Source organism: Brachyspira pulli (assembly GCF_036997785.1).
GTDB classification, from domain to species: domain Bacteria; phylum Spirochaetota; class Brachyspiria; order Brachyspirales; family Brachyspiraceae; genus Brachyspira; species Brachyspira pulli.
Genome location: NZ_JAWLQI010000134.1, coordinates 1 through 1389, shown reverse-complemented (window position 1 = coordinate 1389; position 1389 = coordinate 1). Strand labels below are relative to the sequence as shown.

Here is a 1389-nt window from a genome sequence, read left to right as displayed (position 1 = left end):
TACTCCATATAAAAGAATGATTATAAACAGATAATTTATTTTTATTAATATAAATATAAAAAAGGCTTAACTACATTATTGTAATCAAGCCTTAATTTCATTTCATAAAATTAGAATTAATTATGATTTTTCAAATTATAGTCCTCAGAATAAACTCTTCCTTCATCATAATACAAAGGCATTTTATCAATTCTATGTGTATCAAAAGGTAAGTATAATTTAAATAATTCTTTTTTTGTATTTTTTTCTACTTCTACAATTCTAGCTGTTGGATAAGAATATAACAATAATATGTTTTGATAATTTTCTCCTGTAAAATCTACATCAGACATAATTTGTGAATATAAAGAGCTATCTCTGTATTCATATATTTTTTGAGCTATGTAATTACCATATGAACCTGTTACTTTATACTCCACATATCTTGAACCATTAGGATTAGTATTTTCATCCCCCTGATTATCAAACATACCTAAATTACCATTAGCAAGTAAAAATAAAGCATGCTGATTTTTTGGACCGTCATTTACAGCATCACCTTTTACTCTGTATGCATCCAAAGATTTTAAATCTTTAAAATGTAGATTATATGGAATTTGATCAGGTACTTTTGTAGATATTGTATCATCAGCCATCCACCATATTAATTCCCATTCACTATAATCTATAGCTAGTACAGCTCTTTGTCTTGATGATACATATAAAATATCAGTACTAGAATCATAAACTAATGAATTAGCATGTAACCAATCTATATATTTTTGATTTCCATTTACAGTATATATATTATTTACATCTTCTCCAAATACTACCTGCTTGAATACAGCTTCATCTTGAGAATATTTTTTCAAATCTAATGCATTTTGTATTAATTTTCCAAAACTTAATTCTTTTAATTGTATACCTGAGCTATTTATTTCAACCAATCTATCTTGATCTCCCCAAGTCGAATATGATAAATAAATATAATTTTCATTAATTTTTATTACATCATGATGTGAATAAGTCGGATATCTTATAATTCTATTGCCTAGTAAACCATATGAGCCAGCATTGAGATCACCTCCTTGAGAAGTATTCAAAAATAATATTTTTGAATTATCAATATATATCCTAGAAAAATATCCCTCTATAGTATTTAAATATCTTATATATCCATTTTTAGATACTGCTGATTTAGCACCTTTAAACCAGCCAGCATTAAAAAAATATAATTCTGGATTATTAGGATATTTTTCTTCTGGCAGATTATTAATTTCTACATCATATTTCTTTTGTATAGTAACTCCATTATATGATAAAGTTCCTATACTAACATTTTTAGTTATAATTCTTCCGCCGTCATTAACTTCAATGGTATTCTGTGACTCTGGAAACATGCCATGTATT

The 1389-nt window shown here is 26.1% G+C and carries 1 protein-coding gene; it reads right to left on the bottom strand.

All coding sequences use genetic code 11. The features are described 5' to 3' along the window. Positions 1 to 116 precede the first annotated feature (116 nt). A partial coding sequence (locus R4K56_RS14700; RefSeq protein ID WP_335773216.1) for an aryl-sulfate sulfotransferase occupies positions 117 to 1389 on the bottom strand: 1273 nt, incomplete at its 5' end.